General features: G+C 68.4%; 13 protein-coding genes. 2 read left to right on the top strand and 11 right to left on the bottom strand.

All coding sequences use genetic code 11. The features are described 5' to 3' along the window. Positions 1-320: 320 nt before the first annotated feature. The 3 genes from HET64_RS03170 to HET64_RS03160 all read right to left on the bottom strand — a co-directional run bounded on the left by HET64_RS03170 (position 321) and on the right by HET64_RS03160 (position 4565). The gene (locus HET64_RS03170; protein WP_215101970.1) at positions 321-815 is read right to left on the bottom strand and encodes a molybdopterin-dependent oxidoreductase; all 495 of its coding nucleotides are present in this window, start codon (positions 813-815) and stop codon (positions 321-323) included. Between the two features lie 145 nt (positions 816-960). Beyond that, positions 961-3744 (bottom strand): molybdopterin-dependent oxidoreductase, encoded by a 2784-nt coding sequence (locus tag HET64_RS03165; protein ID WP_215101967.1) that lies wholly within the window; start codon positions 3742-3744, stop codon positions 961-963. Next, on the bottom strand, positions 3741-4565 hold the full coding sequence (locus HET64_RS03160) for a xanthine dehydrogenase family protein subunit M (protein WP_215101965.1): 825 nt from the start codon (positions 4563-4565) through the stop codon (positions 3741-3743). Before HET64_RS03160 ends, HET64_RS03165 begins: the two co-directional genes overlap by 4 nt. A 231-nt stretch (positions 4566-4796) precedes the next feature. Between HET64_RS03160 and HET64_RS03155 the strand changes: the two genes are divergently transcribed. Next, complete coding sequence (locus HET64_RS03155) at positions 4797-6314, top strand: PucR family transcriptional regulator (protein ID WP_215101963.1); 1518 nt, start codon at positions 4797-4799, stop codon at positions 6312-6314. A 51-nt stretch (positions 6315-6365) separates the two neighbouring features. On the opposite strand, the gene HET64_RS03150 is transcribed toward HET64_RS03155, so the two are convergent. From HET64_RS03150 to HET64_RS03120, 7 genes are all read right to left on the bottom strand, one after another. Continuing rightward, complete coding sequence (locus HET64_RS03150; protein ID WP_215101961.1) at positions 6366-6764, bottom strand: TOBE domain-containing protein; 399 nt, start codon at positions 6762-6764, stop codon at positions 6366-6368. 370 nt (positions 6765-7134) lie between these two features. Continuing rightward, entirely contained in the window at positions 7135-7815 is a 681-nt protein-coding gene (locus HET64_RS03145) for a hypothetical protein (protein ID WP_147958748.1), read from the bottom strand. Continuing rightward, the gene (locus HET64_RS03140; RefSeq protein WP_215101952.1) at positions 7812-8372 is read right to left on the bottom strand and encodes a hypothetical protein; all 561 of its coding nucleotides are present in this window, start codon (positions 8370-8372) and stop codon (positions 7812-7814) included. Before HET64_RS03140 ends, HET64_RS03145 begins: the two co-directional genes overlap by 4 nt. A gap of 95 nt (positions 8373-8467) precedes the next feature. Further along, positions 8468-9820 carry a sigma factor-like helix-turn-helix DNA-binding protein gene (locus HET64_RS03135; protein WP_215101950.1) on the bottom strand — a complete coding sequence of 451 codons (1353 nt, stop codon included), beginning with the start codon at positions 9818-9820 and terminating at the stop codon, positions 8468-8470. An 8-nt stretch (positions 9821-9828) separates the two neighbouring features. Next, entirely contained in the window at positions 9829-10428 is a 600-nt protein-coding gene (locus HET64_RS03130) for a hypothetical protein (protein ID WP_147958751.1), read from the bottom strand. Further along, the gene (locus HET64_RS03125; RefSeq protein ID WP_215101948.1) at positions 10425-12089 is read right to left on the bottom strand and encodes a DEAD/DEAH box helicase family protein; all 1665 of its coding nucleotides are present in this window, start codon (positions 12087-12089) and stop codon (positions 10425-10427) included. Before HET64_RS03125 ends, HET64_RS03130 begins: the two co-directional genes overlap by 4 nt. Beyond that, positions 12086-14428, bottom strand: a complete 2343-nt coding sequence (locus HET64_RS03120) for an ATP-binding protein (RefSeq protein ID WP_215101946.1) — start codon at positions 14426-14428, stop codon at positions 12086-12088. Before HET64_RS03120 ends, HET64_RS03125 begins: the two co-directional genes overlap by 4 nt. Before the next feature lie 782 nt (positions 14429-15210). Between HET64_RS03120 and HET64_RS39975 the strand changes: the two genes are divergently transcribed. Beyond that, on the top strand, positions 15211-15399 hold the full coding sequence (locus tag HET64_RS39975; protein WP_215101944.1) for an AbrB/MazE/SpoVT family DNA-binding domain-containing protein: 189 nt from the start codon (positions 15211-15213) through the stop codon (positions 15397-15399). Here the strand turns inward: HET64_RS39975 and HET64_RS03110 are convergent. After that, positions 15380-15850 carry a very short patch repair endonuclease gene (locus HET64_RS03110; RefSeq protein ID WP_251144686.1) on the bottom strand — a complete coding sequence of 157 codons (471 nt, stop codon included), beginning with the start codon at positions 15848-15850 and terminating at the stop codon, positions 15380-15382. The two genes, HET64_RS39975 and HET64_RS03110, sit on opposite strands and share 20 nt — an antisense overlap. Positions 15851-16010 lie beyond the last annotated feature (160 nt).

Raw genomic sequence — 16010 nt, 5'->3', positions numbered from 1 at the left:
GACGAGCTGTGGGGACAGGTGGGGGGTTGGGGGGAGCGATGCAGTTTCTAGCAGCTCGCGGTACCCGCCGGTAATGCCCGCGCGAGAAGTCGTCTGATATGCCCGAATGATCGTTCGGTGGACCGGGCTCCGCGCGTAGATAAACCCTCAACTCCGTGCCGGAACAGGCAAGTTAGAGGAAATCCTGTGCGTCCAGGAGAGGTCGTACGGGCGGCGACGCGCGGTCCGGAAGGGCCCTGTACGGGCCTCGCCGCACCGGCGATTTCATCCGGACGGGTGAGGGGGCCGACGCGGCGGCTCCGCAGGGCCGCCGACTCGTCTCATGCCGTCAGGCCACCGCAGGCCCCGGTCCAGATGCTGGTGATCGCGCTGACGTACCGGGCCCCGCAGCGGTCGGAGGGAACCACGAGTTGGCTGCCCGCCGTATCGAGGCCGTGGCCGTCGAGCCGGGTGGCCAGCAGGATCGGGCTGCCGGCGAAGTCCCGGTCGATCTCGGCCCACGACAGAACGGTGTGGTGGCCGTCGCCGCCGCTGACGGCGAGCAGGAAACGGGCCCGGTCCTTCCGCCGCCGCGGGTCGAATCCGGGTTCCGCCGCGCGGATGACGTCGTACAGCAGAGCCCCTTCGAACCGGTGGTGCTGCGGCCCGCTCGTGGCGCAGTCGAAGGTCACCTCCGCCCGGTGCTGCTGCCAGCCCTCGCGGAGTTCGGCGACGGTGAGCGTGAACGGCTCCGCGACCTCCCCGCAGACCGAGAAGGACACGGCCCCGGCCGAGGAGGTCGGCCCGGTGCGGGACGCGGCGATCGGACGACTCATCAGTTCCCCTTCGGGCCGGCGGTCGGTGCCACGGAAAGTGATACCCGACCGCCGGCCCGGGGAACCTCATGTGCCATCTGGAAGGCGGCATTGGGTGGGTATTCAGGAGGGCGCTACGAAGAACTGCCTGGCATCTTCCGGAGCATCATCCGAGAGTCTCCGCGGACCGCCGGTCCATCGCGAGCCAGACCCGGTCACGGGTCACCGGCATCTCCGTGAAACGGATCCCTGTGGCATCGCGCAGCGCGTTCGCGAAGGCGGGGGCGACGGGGTTGAAGGGACTCTCGCTCATCGACTTGGCACCGAGTGGGCCGATCGCGTCGGTCGTCTCCATGAAGTGCACCTCGGTGCGCGGCACATCGGCGTACTGCGGGAGCCGGTAGCGCCGGAAGGCCGCCGTGGTCACCGCACCCCGGTCGTCCGTCCCAACGGTCTCGAAGAGGGTGGCGCCGAGCGCCTGGGCGACTCCGCCCTCCACCTGGCCGCGGCACTGCAAGGGGTTCATCACCTTGCCGGCGTCGGCGGCGTGGACGCTGCGCAGGATCCTCATCTCGCCGGTGTCCGGGTCGACGGCGACGCGGAACCACTGGGCGTTGAAGGCGACCGAACGCGGGCTGCCGCCCCAGTGGCCCTCCGCCGTGATCTCGTCCTGTGCCCCGGAGGCGTGGGCCGCCTCGTGGAGCTCCTTCAGCGTGACGGTCCGGCCCGCGCAGTCGAGCGCCTCCTCGCCGAGCGCGCACAGGTGGCGGGCCACCCCCGTGTACCGGGCCGCGAAGGTCTTCAGACGCCCGGCCAGGGACTCCGCCGCGAGCAGGACCGCCTTGCCGGCCACGACCGTGCCGGCCGAACCGAAGGCGCCGGTGTCGTGGCGCACGACGTCGGTGTCGGACTGGCGGATCGCGATCCGGTCGACGGTGGTGCCGAGCGCGCCCGCGGTGATCTGTTTGTGGACGGTGGTGGTGCCGTTGCCGAACTCCGCCGTGCCGACGGCGATGTCGTACGTCCCGTCGGCCAGGAGGCTGACGGTCGCGTCGGCGTAGTGGCCGCCCGGCGGTCCTGTGGCGATCATCGCCATGGCCGTGCCCTGGCCGGTGAGCCAGCCCTCGGGCACATCGTCGGCGCTCCGGTCCTCCGCGATGGCCCTGCGGACGATTCCCAGGCACTGGGCGAGCCCGTAGGAGGCGATGTGCAGGTCCTCCTCCTCGCCGATCGGGCTGACCATGGGGTCGCCGGGGCCGATGATGTTCTTCTCCCGGAAGGCGAGCGGGTCCATGCCGAGACGGCGGGCCACCTCGTCCATCGCGGACTCGACGGCGAAGGTGACCTGGCCCAGGCCATAGCCCCGGAAGGCGCCCGCGGGCACGCAGTTGGTGTAGACGGAGTAGGCGTCGACCTTCTTGTGCGGGGCCCGGTAGACGGCGAAGGACTCGCCGACGCTGTGGAACATGACGGCCGGTCCGTGATTGCCGTAGGCGCCCGTGTTGGCGACCACGCGCATCCGGATCGCGGTCAGGGTGCCGTCGGCGCGGGCGCCGACCTTGATGCGGATGGTGAACGGGTGGCGGGTGGTGGCCCCGTAGAACTGCTCGGCCCGGGTGTACTCGAGCTTGACCGGGCGGCGCAGGCGGAGCGCGGCCAGGGTGACGATGTCCTCGGTCAGCATCTCCTGCTTGCCGCCGAAGCCGCCGCCCACCCGGCCCGCGACCACCCGTACCTCGTCCTCCGGCAGGCCGTACAGCGCACACAGCGCGCGGCGCGTCAGGAACGGCGTCTGGGTCGAGGAGCGCACCGTGAGCCGCTCCCCGGTGCCGTCCTCCTTCGGCTCGAAGTAGGCGACACAGCCGTGCGTTTCGAGGCTGGCGTGCTGAACGCGCTGGGTGCGGTAGGTCTCCTCGTGGACCACGGCCGCCTCGGCGAATCCGTCGTCCACGGAGCCGGTCTCCCCGTGGACCTCGCCCGCCACGTTGTTCTCGACGCGCGCGATGCGTGCCTCCGGGCCCTTGCCGGAGTGCAGGACGGGCGCCCCGGGGCGCATGGCTTCCTCGGGGTCGGTGACATGCGGGAGCAGCTCGTACGTCACCTCGATCCTCCGGCAGCCCTCCTCGGCCGTCTGCTCGCTCGTCGCGACGACGGCGGCGACCCGCTGGCCGACGTACCGGACGGTGTCGTCCAGGACGCGGGTGTCGTCGGGATCCTCGGTGGGGTGCTCGTGCCGGGCGCTGGAGTACAGCGTGGCGGGGGCGTCCTCGTGGGTGAGGACGGCGTGCACGCCGGGGACCCGCAGCGCGGCGGAGGTGTCGACGGCGAGGATGCGGGCGTGCGGATGCGGGGAACGGAGGAGCTTCATGTGGAGCAGCCCGGGGACCTCGACGTCGAAGGTGTAGCGGGCGGTGCCCGTCACGACCTGGGGCCCCGCCGGAGCGCCGAGGCTCTTGCCCACAGCCTTCCCGGCGCAGGGGCGTTCGGTGTGCTTCACACCGCGGACGGCGTCCTCGATGGCGCGATAGCCGGTGCACCGGCAGAGGTTGCCCTTGAACGCCCGCGGGAGGTCGTCCAGCTTCCCGTCGTCGTGGGCACTTCCCCTCTCCTCCTCCAGGGCGGCCGTGGTCATCAGGAACCCGGCGGTGCAGAACCCGCACTGGAAACCCTGGGCGTCCAGGAACTTCTGCTGTACGGGGTGGAGTTCGCCGTCATCGCCGGCCAGGCCCTCCACGGTGGTGACCGAGCGGCCCTCGGCCCGTACGGCCGGGTAGATACAGCTGTGCACCGGCTCGCCGTCCACATGGACCGTGCAGGCCCCGCAGTCACCGGCGTCGCAGCCCTTCTTCACGCCGAACCAGCCGCGCTCGCGCAGATACGTGCGCAGACACTGTCCGGCGCGCGGCTCGGAGTCGAAGGGCTGGCCGTTGACCTGGATCTGGAAGCTCATCGCACACCGTCCCGGGTGAGTTCATGGCGGACCTGTTCGGCGAGGTGGAAGGCCATGTGCCGGCGCCACTCGGGCAGTCCGTGGATGTCGTCGAACCAGTCGGTCTCCTCCACCGCCGAGCCGATCGCCCGGCGCAGCCCGGACCGGTCGGGCGGCAGGGCGAACCAGAGGCGGAAGGGCCGGACGGTCGCGGCCGTGATGGTCACGGCCAGCGAACCGTCCAGCGGATCCAGCGACCCGATGACGAGGGCGCCGGAGCGTCCGAGGCCGTAGAGCGACGCCTGCCGGAACGCGGTGCGGCCCCCCAGGGAACGGGCGGGGAGCGTCACCGACCGCAGCAACTCGCCCTCGGCGAGATCTCTGCGCCCGGCTCCGGTGACGAAGTCCGCCGCCTTCACCCGCCGCAGCGTGCCGTCCTGCGCCCGCAGCAGACACACGCCGTCGAGTGCCGCGGCGAGGGAGATCATCGGCCCCGCGGGCAGGGCGTTGCAGAGGTTCCCCCCGACGGTCGCCATGTTCCAGATCTTGAAGGAGGCGAGGAAGGCCCGGCAGCACTGCTCGATCAGCGGTGCCGCGACCGCGTCGAGCGTCCGCCCGAACCGGGACAGCTGGGCGATCGTGCAGGTGGCCGCGATCTCCACCGATCCGTCGGGACCTTCCCGGACCGGCGCCCAGCCCATCCGGCTCAGATCGACCAGCCGCCGCAGCTGCGGCTGGGGTTCGGAGAAGAGATACGTTCCGCCGCCGAGCCAGGCGTCGCCGGGACGCCAGGGCTCGTGACGGCGTCCGTCCCGCACATCGAGAACCGTGTTCAGATCCATGTCCCCACCGCCGTCGACCGCTGTCTGACTGCCTCAGTGAAGCCGCGCCCGAGGCCGAAAACGACTGGTGTGCCACACGGAAAAGCTCCAGCCGGAGGCCTCTCGCCCTGGTGGATCAACCAAGAGGCATTCTGTTTCCTCACCCTTGCATTTACGATGACGAAGCCCGTCTTCGCTTGAGGAATGTGAGAAGCTGGAGCCCGTCTCCGATGACTGTGCAAGGAGTCAGCAATGCGCGTCGGAGACCTCCTCCGGACCGAGGGGCTCGACCTGACCCTCCTCTGGGGTGGCGAGAACCTGCTCAGCCGGGCGATCGGCGGAGTGACCGCCACCGACCTGGAGGACCCCGCCCGGTTCCTCCGGCCCGGAGAGATCGTGCTCAGCGGCCTCGTGTGGTGGAACGAGGCGAACGGCCGGACCAGGACCGAGCGCTTCGTCTCCGCACTGGCCCGGGCCGGAGCCACGGCGCTCCTCGCCGGAGAGGAGACCCACGGCGCTGTCCCGGCCGACATCGTCGACTCCTGCCGCGAACACGGCATCGCGCTCCTGGCCGTACCCGCGCACACCAACTTCCGGGTCATCACCGAAGTCGTCTACCGGCACCAGTGGGGCGACCTCAGCCGCCGCCCCGCCGACCACTTCGCCCTGCCCGAGCAGGTACGCGGCGACCTCGGCCGTCTGCTCGACCACGGCACCGACGCGGACGAACTGCTGGGGCGGGCGCTGGCCCCGTTCGACACACCCCCGGCCTACGTGCTCACGAGCACCGGGCGCACGATCGCCCGCACCGCGGCGGCCCCCGCGCTGCCGGCCGGGCGAGCGGTGGCGAGCCTGCGCAGCCCCACCGGTGCGACGCTGCGCGTCCAGGCCGAGACGACGCCGTACGACGCCTGGTACCTCCACGTGCCACAGGCCGGCGCGGCGCCTCCCCGAGCGCTGCACGAGATAGCGGAGATCATCGGCCAGTACCGCGACCACCACGACCGCGGACACGCGGCCCGCCGCCGGACCGGCCGGGACCTGATCGCCCTCCTCGACCAGGGCGACACCGACGCCCCGACGCTCGCGAACGCCCTGACCTCCTGCGGGCCGCTCGCCGAGGGCCCCTGGCGGGTCGTGGTCACGACCACCGGCGAGCGACACCCGGACGGCGCCGCGGAGGCGGCGCTCACGGAGGCCCTCCAGCACCACCCCGCCACGTTCTTCGCCGCAGGCACGACCCCGGAGACCGAAGCCGTAGCCGTCGTACGAAGCGCCGGCGAAGCCCCCTTCGCCCTGGACGAGCCCTGGCCCCTGCTCCACAACTGCCGCCCCGACACTCCGCTGTACGCCGGAGTCAGCGCCCTCACCACGGAACCCACCGGACTCCACGCGGCCCTCACCCAAGCCCGCTACGCCCTGGCGACAGCACGCCACACCTCCCCGACGGTCGGCCGCGTGACCACGGTCGAGGAACTCGCCACCCTGGAATCACTCCTGGCCGGCATCCCCGCCGAGGTACGAACGATCTTCAGCGCCAGGACACTCGGCCCCCTCGCCGACAGCGGCACGGCCTCGCACCACACACTGCTGGAGACCCTGGAGGTCTTCCTCGCCCACAACTGCTCCTGGGCCCGCACGGCGGAGGCGCTCCACCTGCACGTGAACACGGTCCACTACCGCATCGACCGCGTTCAGGTGCTCACCGGAAGGGACCTCTCCCGCCTCGACCACAAGCTCGACCTGCGTGCCGCGCTGCTGTGCCGCTGAGCCACCCACGACCGGTCCGGCCACCCGGCGGCCGAAGGCACGGCCGGCGCTTCAAGGGGTGTCGATGTGCACGTTGGTCGACTTCACCCGGGCGGTCACGGTGACACCGACCTCGATGCCGAGCTCCTCCACCGACTCCCGCGTCACCAGCGAGACGATCCGGTGCGGCCCCGACTGGACCTCGACCTGCGCGGCGACGTCGTCGAACGTCACCCGGGTCACGATCCCGCGGAACGCGTTCCGCACGGAAGTGGCCACGGGACTCTCCGCCACCGGATGCATCCCCTGCGCCCGCTCCTTCGCGAACGCGGCCAGCCCCACCCCGTCGATCGCACGGTTGCCCGGCCCTTCCCGGTCCATGGCCAGACGCCCGGAGTCGGCCCACCTCCGGACGGTCTCCGAACTCACGCCCAGCAGCTTCGCTGCCTGCCCAATGCTGTACGACGGCACAGAGCGAACTCTAGGGCAGACGCCGGACCTCGAAGGCGGCTCCCGAACGGCTCCAGGAATGGCCCCACATCGCAGGTCAGGCCCGGCACTGATTTCTCAGTACCGGGCCTGACCTGGTGTTTCAGCTGTCGGGGTGGCGGGATTTGAACCCACGACCTCTTCGTCCCGAATGAGGGTCGGGCGTGATCATCACCGGTCGGTTTGTCGTTTTGCCTGGTCAGGGCGTTGGGGTGAGATGGTCTCGGTTGGTGTCGAAGGGGCTCGGGGAGCGGGTTGGCTCCCAGATGGCTCCCAGCCGACGGCTGAGGCCGCATATCCCTCAGTATCGGCTTGCGCGGAATCCTTGGCGTGCGACGCTCGATCGGCGGGCTCAGATCACCGTTGAGGGTGAGTGCTTGCTCAGGTAGCTCTTGAAGGTCTTCCTGATCTCCGCCTGCAGATAGCCTGCCTGCGGGGAGTTGGGTACTACGTCCGGCTCGAAACCTCTCTTTCGGGCATCGAGGTACCGCACGATGCTCGATGATCTGGTGTTAGCGACGAAGAGTTCGTTCTGGGTGCGAATGTCGGCGCGTAGTCCCTCGAAGTTCCGCGCGAGACCGATGCCGAGGTTGGAGACGTAGTACTTGCACTCGACGACGAGCACGCTCTGACTGCCTCGTGGTGCGATGCCCTGTGCCCGGCTCAGGGCGGCTTCCTCGGCTGGCAACACCAGCACATCGCACTCGTGCAGGACGCCCGACGAGCCGGTCACGTAGACGCCGAGGTGGACTTCAAGGGCGGGAGCGCCGTCGAACTCGATCACAGCGTGAGTGAAGGGCTGGCTTTTGCTGTACAGGTGGCCGGGCCCCGTTCGGAAGACAAGGCTGCTGGCCTTCACCCCGTACACGTCTTCGTAGGTGACATTGGCACCGTGCCGACTGGCAGTGGCGACGATTAGGGAGAAGATGAAGCCCTCATAGACGTCGGACGGCTTCGAAGCAGAGTCGTATGACACCGCCCCTGCCGCCAGCAGGCTCTTGATCTCGTTGACTAGGCGGTCGACCGTACTCACCTGACAAGCTCCCTCGTCACGTCGGCGAGCAGTTGGCTGACGTGGATACGTCGTTCTGTCGGCATCCGATTTCCCTGAAAATCTGTTCGACTACGTCGCGATCGAGCGCTTTCGTCCGGCTCGAACACGACCGCTTCGCCGATGCTCCGGCTGCCAGTGTCACCCTCGGGCTCGGTCCGGAGCGTCTTCAGCACCTCCAGTTCAATTTCAGGCAGTTCAACGAGAACTCGCCTCACGGCATCCAGGAGGAGCTGGACGCGCTCCTCATCCGTCATGGATCGCGTGGCGATGACCAGCGTCCCCCGCTTGCGCGATGCCTCGTACTCGCCGAGGCCGAGCACGCTGCGGTCCACGACCTCGTATCGAGCTGCTGCTGCGGCCGGGCTCGCGGCAGGGGAGTCATCACCGCGGCGCTGCTGGCGTCGGCGGAGGATCTTCTCCTCGGGCACTCCTGCGGCGATTGCCGCGTCGACATCGTCGAGCACCCAACTCAGGGCAGTGTCTTGTAGCGCTTCGCGGAGCTGGTGCTCTACGCCGCGCAGTTCGAGTTGATTCATGTTTCCCTCGTCATTGAGAGCCGCTTTGGGGCAACTGCTCGGTCTATGACCCTTCTGGCGCTTTGCCACTTCGCGGGGGTGCGGTCATCGGCGCATCAGACGTTCGACGTCGACGGCGTCGCTGCCTGTTTCTTCCGTGCCGGGCAGGTGTCCGGCGCGCAGCCGTGTCCGACGCGTGCGGTGCCGTCGTCGAGGCGGAGGAGGACGGCAAGTACGCAGCCATCGACGACCTTGAGTTCGAGCGCGTGGCGGCGGAGGCTGGAGAGCTGGGCGCTGCCGGTGCGGCGGCGGACGACGAGCGGCGAGTGGTCGCCGGGCGTCGTGAACGTGCGGCTCGTCGGGGCCTGTCGCAGCCCGAGCCGCCAAGTCAGCCAGGTGTGCACGTTGACGCCGCTGCCGCGCAAGATGTCCCGGTTCACGGGGATCCGCACACCGAGGACCTCGCCTTCAACGGCCATTGTGTCCGGTCGGGTGGGTTCCTCTTCCTCGAAGGGGCGGGCACCGCGGGAGACGAGGTCGACGAGGCCGTCAGAGGTCTCACCGAGCTGGTTACTGAGCAGGCACTGCTTCAGGCGCCACGGGGTAACCGGGTACAGCTCTGTCACCCTGGCGAAGAGCCGTGCACGCGATAGAGGGCCCGACTCGGTGACTACCGCGATCATCGCCTCCACCGCAGTGGCGTACGTGGACGCTTGCAGATGCGTCCACTCGGCCAGGGCCCAGGTGCTCTCGGGGCGGATCTGCCGGAACCGGTCATCACGGCGCAGCGCCTCCCGCACGGCCGCGACGGTCGTCGCGGCCATCGGGGTGAGCAGCTCGTCGGCCCGACACGGGCGCCCGGCCTCCAGCAGCCACAGGTACGCGGCGTCGCGTCCCCGCGCTTTGCGGCGCACCCAGTGCCTGTCGGAGCTCAGGGCGAGCCGCGACTCGGAGTGGCTCAGGAGCCAGGCCAGGGGGAGACCTGCGGGCAGTCCAGCTTCGGAGGCCGCCCGGCCGAGGTCGTCGCCGCAGAAGGGAGCGGTGTCGACGAGACGGCGCAGCGCGCCGTCCAGCGCGCCGGGGTCTGCACTCCACCAGCCGCGCAAGGGTCCCGCCCACGTGCGAGGCACGTCCAGCCCCGCTGCGGCTAGCAGCTCCTCCAGCGCCACGTGGTCGACGACCCCAAGCGCGGCGGCGAAGGCTGCTCGCGGGGTGGCCGGCCCCGTGCCCGCAGCGTGGGTTGTCTCCCGCCAACCGTCCTGGACGATGTCCGCCATCTCCGAGAGCCGCCTCCGCGCCTGGTTCTGGATCTGACGCGCGCGCTCGCGGGTCAGCCCGAGCGTTGCTCCGATCATGTCCAGCGTTCGCCCTTCGGCCCGGCCCGTAATGACCGTCCGCTCACGCTCGTCGACGACCCCGGTTTCCCACGCCCTGACAAGCCACTCGCCCATAGGCCACTCGTCCCCCATCGGTCCCCCTACATCTCGTTGAAATAGACGACCCGCACGCCGAGGAACTCGGCTACGCGCCGGTGTTCTTCCTTCTTCTCGGGCGGCACAGGGGCGCGGAACGGATCGACGACGCAGATCGTCCAGGGCCAGGTCTCCCCGTTGGACCGGTCGAGCACCGCAGGCCACACGAGGTGCTTGAGATTCGCCGCCGTGCCGGCCACGAAGTGCCGCTCCTCGTCCTCTGTGCCCACCTCGCGGATCTTGGTTCGCATCGGCTTCTGTTGGATGGTCCCCGGGATGACCTCCCAATCAGGGCCGAGGGTTACTGCAACCATCTGCTCAAGCGTCGCGGCTGGACGCGACACGTACTTGGCGTACTTGCCCTCTCCTCGTCGTGCCCGCTCGTACTCCTTCATCGGGCAGTCCTTCAGCCACGGGCGGATGTTCGCCCGCTGTTCCACGAAGTTGAGGAGACGGCCGCCGATCTCCGGGTCCTCCGTCCACTCCCGATAGAGGCGGGTGCGGTCCGCGTCCTGGAGGTGTGGCCACCGTGCCTCGTCGGCCTGGGTGTAGATCCGTGTGACCACGGCCTTCTCGACGGCGGGCGGGATCTTGTAGTCGGTCACAGAATTCCTTTCGGCAGGGGGAACTGGAGGCGGACCTCGTCCGCTGCGGTCTCGAGGTCGGCGGCGTCTTGGATCCACATGTCCATCAATGAGCCGACCGTCTCGTCTTGGAACTCGATCCGGGATACGCGCGGGAGTTCCAGATGCTCGGTCTCCTCGGCCTCTAGCGTCCGGCGCAGGTTCAGTACCGCCGCGGCGCGACGGATGTCGGTCACGAAGTCGAGGACCTTCAGAGCCTTCTTGCCGGGGCTCAGACGCAGCCCCCGGCCGAGCTGCTGCACGAAGATCCTTCGGCTGTGGGTGACGCGTAGGAAGGCGATCAGGTTCACGTCGGGCACGTCGACGCCTTCGTTGAACACGTCGACACAGGTGATCACTGGGACGCGGCCGAGGCGGAACTCGTTGAGCAGGACGTCACGGTGACGCTTCGGCAGACCGCTGTGCAGGTGGGAGGCGTTGGCCCACGCCGGGTCCGAGACGGCGAGGAGGCCGGCCATGTGCTCGGCGTGCTCGATGGTCTGACAGAACAAGATGGCGCGGGGCTCGGCGGTCTCTCGCCAGGCCGTCCGCAGGTGCTCGACGATCTCCTCGTCCCGCTGGGGAAGGAACAATCGACGGTTCAAATCCTTGATGGAGTAGCCGTGACGGCTAGTGTCCTGGACGGCGTCCCAGTCCACGCCATCCGCGTACAGCTTGTAATCGACGGCTGACAGGTAGCCCGCCGCCATGCCCTCGGCAATGCCCATCTTGAAGCTGGGGGGGCCGAAGCGAGCCGTGATATCGAACTTGTCGCCACGCCAAGGAGTGGCGGTGACTCCAAATTGCCCCGCAGTCCCGCACAGATCGAGGAGCTCCGCAAACCTGCCGGTCTCGGCCACGTGATGGGTCTCGTCGATCATGATGAGGTCGGGTTTGTATCCCACGCGTACAGCGGCCAGCGCCGACTCGACCGTCGCCACTACGACGCCGTTGAGGTCCCGGGGCTTGCTCTCGCCGGTCAGGAGACGGGTGGGAACACTCTTTGGCAGGTGCCGCCACAATGCCTTCTCCAGCTGTCCGACCAGGTCGCGCATGTGAGCGACGACCAGGACGCGCGCGTTCGGCCGCGACGCCAGCAAGTTCCCGATGACCTCGCCGCCGACGACTGTCTTTCCCAGTCCTGTCGCCAGGATCAGCATCGCCGTTCCCTCAGTGTCGAGGTCCCGCTCGATCGCGGTCACGGCCTGTTCCTGGTATGGCCGCAGGGAGTAGGGAGCGGGCACGCGATCGGGCATCCTCTGACCGATCGCGTCCAGGGTGGCCCCGTGCCAAAGGGCGATGTCGATACCGATGTCCGCCAGCGCCTGGCGCCGCGCCTTGGCCGAAGCGGTGATGTCCGTGTTGGTCACCAACACGGCCTTGTCAGCCCGGTAGTGGGTGCGCGCGCGTTCGAGGTCGTCGACGCCCGCGTGGTCGGCCGGGCCGTGCGCCTTCCACTTGCTCTGGAACACCCACTGCTCGCGGGTGCGGACCGCGAGCAGGTCGGCGCCATGGTCGTGAGCGCCGTCGATCACGCGGACGTCCTGGAAGCCGAGATGCCACAGGGTCCGTTCGAGCGCCTTGGTCAGTCCCTCCGGGCCGCCGTCGCGCAGTTCGGCGGCCGCCAGGAATGCGGCGCTCACCCTTCGCCCGCCAGTTCGTCGCGCAGCAAGGCGATGCTTAGGCGGCCCCGCCGCAGCTGCTGAGTGGTCGCCCCGCCCGCGAACGTGCCGAGCGTCGCCACGTCCGCGAGGCAGCCCGTGACCCGGGCCAGACTCAGCGCCTTCCCGGACGGCGACGACACCCCAGCGTACGGGCCACGGAAGACGGCACCGTCCATGAACGACTGCGGCATTGCCTGGACGAGCCGGACCAAGGCCAAGGCGGGCATGTGGTGGACAAAACCGGAGTCCCGACCGAGACGGCCGACGAGGCCGACGCGTCCGGCGGCGATCATCGCCTCCTCGGTCGCGACCTTCTCTTCGTCGGAGAGGTGATCGTAGGAGGTAGGGCAATCGATGTCGTTCCGGTCGATGGCCTCGGCCACACGCGCACGGATCTCCGTGAGGAGATCACGGCCCTCCGCGCCAACCGTGGTGCCGTCGAGCACGCTGTCTTGCAGGGACTCGGCGCGGATCGCGGCGACGAGCTGGGACGGGCTCCAGTCAGAGCGCGCCCGAACTTTCAGGACAGCGGCCAGTTCGACCAGGAGGAGATCGGCGTAGTCCGTGCCGAACCGCCTGAATGCGGAGTGCTCGGGATCGACGAGGGCGGTGACCTCGTTGCCCGATCGCTGGTCGAGGAGGACCGGGACGGACAGCCCACGGTCGTCGAGGAGCGGATCGCCCGGCTTCAGCAGAAGGGTCCGGACTTTCACGTAACCGAGTTCGGGGTGGCCGAACGGCCGGCTCAGGTAGGAGTGCGGCGACGCCGCACTCTCGTAACGGGCCAGGCGCTCGCTGCGGGTCTCCTTCTCCTCCTTCACCGCCACAGCAGTGGTGCTGAAGGTGGTGGGCGCACCCACCGGCCCGACAGCCGTGCCGGAGGTAGGCATGTCGATCGGGAAGCCAAGCGCGTCTTTGACGGCCTGCTCGTCGGGCTGGGCCGGCACACTGGCCGCCGTCTTGGCTTCCTTGCCTCGCTTCTTGATTTCCTCGTGCCGCAGAACCGCCTGCCACCAGTGTTCGTCGGACTGGAACTCGGCGGCGCCGGCCTGGAACTTCCGACCCCAGTTCCGGGTATCTGTATGGACCGGCTTCTGGCCGTCGCCCGGAACGAGACAGCGCAGGCCCGCGTCGTTGCGGCGAAAGCCCTTGAACAGCAGGGCCAGTGGACTCTCGTTCTCCGGGTAGGCCGGTGCGCGCTTTGGCTGCAGTGGCGCCACGCCGCGCAGCAGCTCTACAGCTGCGAGCCAGCTGGGGTCCCCGTACTCGAAAGCGTCCTTCTGGTACATGACGGGGACGTGGTCAAGGTGGATCTCGCCGATAAGGCGGCCGCCTTGGTGGGCGAGTTCGACCGGATACTCAGGCTCCTCCTCCTCGCCCTCGCGCCCGTGGGGGTTGTTCCAGGTGAAGACCCGCTTGTCCCAGCGAAGGATCTTCCGGCCATTACGCAGGAAGTCGATCCCGTACTCGGTCTTGTCGAGATAGCGCTGGACGCCAAGCCAGCCGTGGATCCGGCGTTCGCGCACCGTCAGGTTGCCGCTGCCGCAGACCGAGCAGACCTCACCCACACCAATCTGCCACTCCCCGCAGTCCTGGCAGGCGGTCCCGTCCTGGAGCTTCGCGTCGATGGGGATGTAGGCGGGGATCTGTTCCTTGCCGTTGTAGAGCACGTAACGGTCGTCGCCCCAGCGGCAGTGGCGGACTGGCTTGACCCGGGTTCCGCCGACGTAGAGTTCGAAGGGCCGCTCGGTCAGGATCCATGAGTACACCGAGCCCAGAGTGTTGCGGAGCGAGGCGCCATTGCGACGCAGCCACTCGGCACGCGTCGGCTGCAGACGGTCGACGATGATCCGCGTGCCGTGATGAGACGGGTCGCTCTTCGACTCAGTGATGTCCTTCGCTTCGAAGTCATCCTTGATCTGGTCGAGGTCGATCTCGACGCCGATCCATTCCGTGTCGCCAGCTCGCGTTGTAAGGATGCGGGTGCGCCTGCCGAGGCGGGCAGTCGAGATGTTGAAGCCCATACCGAACAGGCCGAGCTTGTCGTGCTTGTCGTTCCCGGACCAACCGGCTCGCACCGCACGCGCCAGCCGGTCGTACGACATGCCCCGCCCGGTATCACGGACCTCCAAGACCCCTTTCGCGGACGATGGCAGGGTCACGCTGACGGTGAAGCCGTCCGGCCATTCCGTCCCCGAGCGAAGGATGTCGAGGAAGTCGTCGAAGGGGTTGTCGACGAGCTCGGCCACGCACTGCCACTCATCGAAATCGATCTCGCCCAGCATGCTCAGTACGCGGGCGGAAGGGGTGATTTTCACTCTGGTGGGACCCTCCTGGCGGAATCGGGACGCTGTCGCGGCGGCTGCGGCGTGTCTGGGTACGGCGAAGCCGCCCGACCCTCATGAGCCGAACGTCCGATCCCGAGGTTAGAGGGGCCCACCGACAATCTGGCCGGAGTTTGCGAACCCCGGCGAACTGTGTGGCTACCGGGACGGGGAGGAAGGTGTTGAACCCACGCGAACAGGGATGATTTAGTCACAGATGGTGGTGAGGAAAACAGATGTGGCCGTCATAGCGCGCGGTTTCCTTGGTCGTCCAGTTTCACGGCGCGTTCCGCGGCAGCCTCAGATTTTCGTGTTCCCAGAACCGCGGGATGTTTCCGCCGCTCGGCGTCCGGGATTCCGTTCGCGATGGTCGTGTCTCGCCAAAATTCCTGACGTTCGCCGCTGGCCGTAGACGCTGACGGACATGCCAATGACAGCTGTCCATCAAGACCGGGACTCGGGCCCTCGAGACGAGATCCGCGTCCGGCGCAGTGTCGGCACGGGAGCCGCAGAGACGTGGTGGCGTAGATGCTGTCTGTGCAGCAGGGACCGGAGGGTTTTCTCTGCCACGCGCATCGAGGCCCTTGCCGAAGATAATGACGCGCATCCATCCGGCTGGTGGCGGTCGTACCTCCACCAGCGGCCGCGGCCGCGCCTCGGCCCAGGCCGCAGTCGTCATCTTCGTGTCGGTTCAGACCGCGTGGCAAGCTGACTCACTTGCTGCAGTGCGCTTTTGCGCCTGATCTTTCCTCCACCACGCATGGAAGACTGGCGTCATGATTCGAAGCCCATCCGAAGTCACCGTAGGCGCCGACGGCACGGTTGCCCTGCCCATGAGCGTCTTGGACGAGGCTGGGATTGACCCCGGTGAGACACTGCTGGCTCACAGCGACGGGGATGGCCAGATCGTCCTGCGCCGTCTAGAAGAGGCTGTCAGTGATCTGATCAATGGTCGCCCGCTGTAGCGACGAGATGCGCTGCACCGCGCTTTCGCCGGACGGCGTTCTCGATTCGGGTCGCTGCTCGGGCGAGGTCGTCGTGCTCCCAAACTCGGATGACTGTCCAACCAGCCGCCGTCAGGGTGTCGTTGGTCTGAGTGTCCCTCGCCCTGTTGCGGTTGATCTTTTCCCGCCAGAAGTCTGCGTTCTTCGTTGCGGGCCTGTAATGGTCCGGGCAGCCATGCCAGAAGCAGCCATCCACGAATACCGCGATGCGATCGCCGGGGAACACGAGGTCGGCTCTCCGCCGGACGTCGGCGATTGGCCGGGCGTCGACCCGGTAGCGCACGCCGCGGCGATGGAGCAGCCTGCGGAGCAGCAGTTCTGGTTTGGTGTCCTTGCCGCGGTTGCCGCGCATCGAGGCTCGAACCTCGAGCGACGACGCGGTCGACTCGGGCGGCAGCGTCTCTTGCGCCAAGAGCCCCTTTGTTCGGGCTTGTCGCCATGCCTCAGCAAGGTTCTGCTTGCGTGAGTCGAACTCGACTTCGCAGACGTAGCGCTCCTCAGTCTTGCCGTTTTGTGACCACCGTAGATATGCGCGAACGCGACGTGTACTCCGGTAGAGGCGGAGTGTGACG

Source organism: Streptomyces sp. McG3 (genome assembly GCF_018619185.1).
GTDB lineage: Bacteria > Actinomycetota > Actinomycetes > Streptomycetales > Streptomycetaceae > Streptomyces.
This window is presented reverse-complemented; position numbering and strand designations above follow the sequence as displayed.

Excerpts from the sequence above, each read along its gene's own strand:
- HET64_RS03170 (WP_215101970.1), bottom strand. The coding sequence starts at position 815 with ATGAGTCGTCCGATCGCCGCGTCCCGCACCGGGCCGACCTCCTCGGCC.
- HET64_RS03155 (WP_215101963.1), top strand. The coding sequence starts at position 4,797 with ATGCGCGTCGGAGACCTCCTCCGGACCGAGGGGCTCGACCTGACCCTC.
- HET64_RS39975 (WP_215101944.1), top strand. The coding sequence starts at position 15,211 with ATGATTCGAAGCCCATCCGAAGTCACCGTAGGCGCCGACGGCACGGTT.
- HET64_RS03160 (WP_215101965.1), bottom strand. The coding sequence starts at position 4,565 with ATGGATCTGAACACGGTTCTCGATGTGCGGGACGGACGCCGTCACGAG.
- HET64_RS03135 (WP_215101950.1), bottom strand. The coding sequence starts at position 9,820 with ATGGGGGACGAGTGGCCTATGGGCGAGTGGCTTGTCAGGGCGTGGGAA.
- HET64_RS03165 (WP_215101967.1), bottom strand. The coding sequence starts at position 3,744 with ATGAGCTTCCAGATCCAGGTCAACGGCCAGCCCTTCGACTCCGAGCCG.
- HET64_RS03140 (WP_215101952.1), bottom strand. The coding sequence starts at position 8,372 with ATGAATCAACTCGAACTGCGCGGCGTAGAGCACCAGCTCCGCGAAGCG.